Here is a 3749-nt window from a genome sequence, read left to right as displayed (position 1 = left end):
ATGAACTTCGCTGCCTAATCGGAGAGCGCCGCCGTGAAGGTGTTCAACTTCAAGCGGAAGTCCTTTTCTGCGATCCTGATGCATCGATGAAGTCATCTCGTGATCAAGTCCACGCAGGCGTTCAAATGCATTCGCTACATCCTCTTCAGTTAGGTTGACCTGGTGGGCGTTTGCAAGCTGTCTCATTTCATCAAGAATCCGTTCTGCGATTCTAAAGGTTTGCGGGAAACTGCGTATCTCTCCAATCGGTTGATTAACGGCCGTAGTAATGCCTGAAAAGGAAGAGATGAACATATACTTCCTCCACATTTCTTCTAAAATGTTAGGGCTTAACGTCCCGTTTAGGTTGGCTTGATTACAGGCGAGAGCAAGCTCTTCACAAATTTGCTGCTGTGAAGGATGTAATGGGCCGAAGACGAGGTCGTGGAACTGGCTCGTGTGGACCACATGGCCTTTTTCATCCAAGGTGGCGATGATATAAGAAAGACCGCCGATGACAGATTCTTCCCCTAATTCCTTCTGCAAAATGCTGATGTGCTCCATTCCATTCAGAACAGGAAAGACTTTGGCGCCTTTTTGTGCAAGGTTTTTCAGCCAATCCATGGTCCCGTGAAGATGATAGCCTTTCACCGCTAAAAATACGAGGTCAGGATCTTCGATTTCTTCTGGAGAGGTAGCGATTTCAGGTTCAGAAACTTGATAATCCCCCATCTCACTATGTAGCTGAAGCCCGTGCTTCTGAATTTGTTCGGCACGGCCATCTCGAACTAAGTTGATGACTTCGTGACCTGATTCTTCCCAGCGACTTCCAAAGTAGGCACCTAGAGCACCGGCGCCAAGTACAACAATTTTCATCTTGCTCACCTCCAAATAATGTCTATTTCTATCATATCATCTTCCTAGGAAGACTCCAGTAATTCGGCCTTTTTGAAAGAAACCCCTCCATTCATTGAGGGGTTTCTGTAGTGAAGCTTGAAGTCACAACACGACTCATTTCAACGATATTCTTGATATGCTGATTCAAATATTGAATGATATCATTGCAGCCGATTTGTTTCATCACTTCATAATAATGGTCTTCATTTTTGAATATGGACTGACCGAGTAACAGCTCTTCATCTTCTTCCATTTCAATTAAATTGAGAATGCCCATCGACCCCTGCCGGCCTGTCAGCTCATTTGCATAACATATGTGATGTTCCAAGGTACCGTGGGATTTCAATAACTCACCAGTTTGTCTGGACATCTTTACAAATTCTTCGACATCCGATTTCTTTACTCTAAAGAGACAGATAACTGTGTACATTTCAAATCGCCTCCAGAACTTCCAATAGGTTAGAAGACAGTAAAAGCAGGCTTACAATCAAGATGCTTTGTCTGTCTTCGTTGATACGCCAGCTTCGACAAGCAATACTATGGCGGTAATTGTGTGCATAATCCACCCTACAAAAGGTAGAGCCCCGATAGCGTTCGTAATTAAACCGAGTACGTTGCCTGCAAAAGAACGACTTTCTTTTATTGAAAAAATTAATGCAACCAGGTGGAAAACAAACATGAAAAGAAGTGCCTGCCATCCTGTACTTAAAATGAAGGCTCCACCGGCTATCGGGATCGCTAGAAAGGCTTCACAAATCCCTGTTATCCATTTTAACCACGTAGAGATTTTCATAACGATAACTCCTTGTTTTTACAATTGCCTGATAGACACTGTAACGGTCTTCCAACCGACGGATTGAAGTGTCTTTTCATTATCTTATCAAACGTCAGGAAGGAGGTGCCACTACTTTAAATAAATTCCCTTCTATTCCTAAAAGCCCCACATAAGAAATTTCGACATTTACGGTGAAATTCCTCCAACATGAACTCGCAGATATTCGTGAGAAAAGGGAATTTTATTGATAGTAGAGAACTATATTACTTAATTGGCTGTAAACGTTCAAAAGGTAGCCTGGGGTGAAGCCCCTATAAAAAAACTTGAAAACAATAGTGAAATTGTGAAATCATAACCTATATAGTGAAGGAGGGATACTTATGGATCCTCTGGATATTATCGATAATTTACATAATATAAAACCTGTTTATCAGCCGATTGTCAGCGCCATAAAACACGATGTGATCGGATATGAAGTATTAGGGCGCTATGATAACGGAAACGATTTGGTCAGTCTCGGAACGTTCTTTCATGATGAGGAAGTACCTGATGAATTTAAAGTTGAAGTGGATCAGCACTTATTAAAAATTGCGATGAAAGAAATGCTGGGGTCGGAGAAGGAAGAATACTTGTTCATTAATCGAAATGCCAAACAGTTGATGGTGAATGATGGCGAAGATTTGTTAGAGACTCTGCTGTTATTCGAACAGAAAGGTTTTTCAATGAACCGAGTCGTTATCGAAGTGACAGAGCATGATTTTGATGAAGAATTCGAAGTCCTCAGTCATCTTCTTCAATATTACAAAACATTCGGTATTCAAATTGCCGTTGATCATGTCGGTGCTAAAAGCTCCAATATTGATCGGATCCGGCAGCTTGAACCCCATATATTGAAAATCGATACAACGATCATCCGTAATCAAAATGCGGAAGGATTTCAGGACGTTATGTACTCACTCTCAATGCTTGCTCGAAGAATTGGGGCAGCATTGTTGTTCGAAAACATAGAAGACGATTTTCAGCTTCATTTTGCCTGGAAGCACGGGGGCCGCTTTTATCAAGGGTACTTTCTCGCTAAGCCCGTGGATCATCTTGTATCAAAAGAGGCGCTTACGTTGAATCTTAGTAAGAAAATTGCAGCTTATGTTTTTCGCGAGAAGTCTTTGGTTCAACAGAGACTGCACCTTATTTTGCTGTGGGAAAGAAAAGTAAGGGAACTGCAGCCGAAATGGGGTGGCCCGAAGAAAGTGGATGGATTCATTGATTTAGTGAAGGACCGGTTTGACGAGGAGAGTTTCCGGATGTTCATATGTAACAGTGATGGGCAGCAAGTATCGTCAAACTTTCGGAAGCGTTTAGATGTTTGGGAGGTTGAATCGGATCAGAAGGGTTCAAACTGGGCTTTCCGTCCCTATTTCCTGGAGAATGTGATGCAAATGAAAACGACAGGGAAAGGAATATTGTCCGATAATTACTCTGATATTGAAACGAAAGAAATGATCCGGACTTTCAGTGTTCCGTTGACTGACGAGTATTTTCTTTTCATCGATATCCGCTATTCATTTATTTATGATCATGAGTGTTTACTTGTATAGTAGACTTTCTTATAAGCTACGGTTGTAATATGTGATCGGTGTATTTTAATAAAATAATATTGTTTAATGATGCTATTGTTTTTTTGATAGAATTCATTTTACAATAACTGAGTGTTAATCATAGATATTCAACAAACGTGCAGGGTGGTGGAAGACTCGATTTCGAGATGTTTCGGGTCCGTTGCAGTGAAAGAGTGAGGGGTGACTAGGGAAACAACTCGCTTTCCTGCGGGGGAACTGGCAAGCCTCCTCGGTCGTTTCACTCCCTGTGGGGTCTCGCCTAGCTCCTTCTCCCGCGGGAGTCTCGTCGTTTCCCCGTCACCCTATAGGTTATGGAGGTATTCGGACCCATTTCCACCAGTGGACTCGACGACCATCATGGCGTAGTACCATGGTGAAGGCTGTTTAAAGACTCCGTAAAGTGATCCTTTTCAAAGCGTTTCCGTTATCCTAATCGCAAGGGTGTCCGGGAAATTGCGAGACTCCTATGGGATGAACATGAT

General features: G+C 42.3%; 4 protein-coding genes. 1 reads left to right on the top strand and 3 read right to left on the bottom strand.

Annotation, left to right across the window (positions count from 1 at the left end):
• From LD39_RS12640 to LD39_RS12630, 3 genes are all read right to left on the bottom strand, one after another.
• The coding region (locus tag LD39_RS12640) for a ketopantoate reductase family protein (protein WP_035547223.1) at positions 1 to 855 on the bottom strand (855 nt) is incomplete at its 3' end.
• A 91-nt stretch (positions 856 to 946) separates the two neighbouring features.
• Entirely contained in the window at positions 947 to 1306 is a 360-nt protein-coding gene (locus LD39_RS12635; RefSeq protein ID WP_035547220.1) for a DUF1428 family protein, read from the bottom strand.
• 57 nt (positions 1307 to 1363) lie between these two features.
• Positions 1364 to 1669, bottom strand: coding sequence for a hypothetical protein (locus tag LD39_RS12630; protein ID WP_035547217.1), 306 nt, complete (start codon positions 1667 to 1669; stop codon positions 1364 to 1366).
• A 362-nt stretch (positions 1670 to 2031) separates the two neighbouring features.
• Here LD39_RS12630 and LD39_RS12625 point away from each other — a divergent pair, with 362 nt between their 5' ends.
• The gene (locus tag LD39_RS12625) at positions 2032 to 3246 is read left to right on the top strand and encodes an EAL domain-containing protein (protein WP_035547214.1); all 1215 of its coding nucleotides are present in this window, start codon (positions 2032 to 2034) and stop codon (positions 3244 to 3246) included.
• Positions 3247 to 3749 lie beyond the last annotated feature (503 nt).

Source organism: Halobacillus sp. BBL2006 (assembly GCF_000786645.1).
GTDB lineage: Bacteria > Bacillota > Bacilli > Bacillales > Halobacillaceae > Halobacillus.
This window is presented reverse-complemented; position numbering and strand designations above follow the sequence as displayed.

What these genes read in the sequence shown, in the direction of transcription:
- LD39_RS12635 (WP_035547220.1), bottom strand. Translation starts at nt 1,306, where the DNA reads ATGTACACAGTTATCTGTCTCTTTAGAGTAAAGAAATCGGATGTCGAA.
- LD39_RS12630 (WP_035547217.1), bottom strand. Translation starts at nt 1,669, where the DNA reads ATGAAAATCTCTACGTGGTTAAAATGGATAACAGGGATTTGTGAAGCC.
- LD39_RS12625 (WP_035547214.1), top strand. Translation starts at nt 2,032, where the DNA reads ATGGATCCTCTGGATATTATCGATAATTTACATAATATAAAACCTGTT.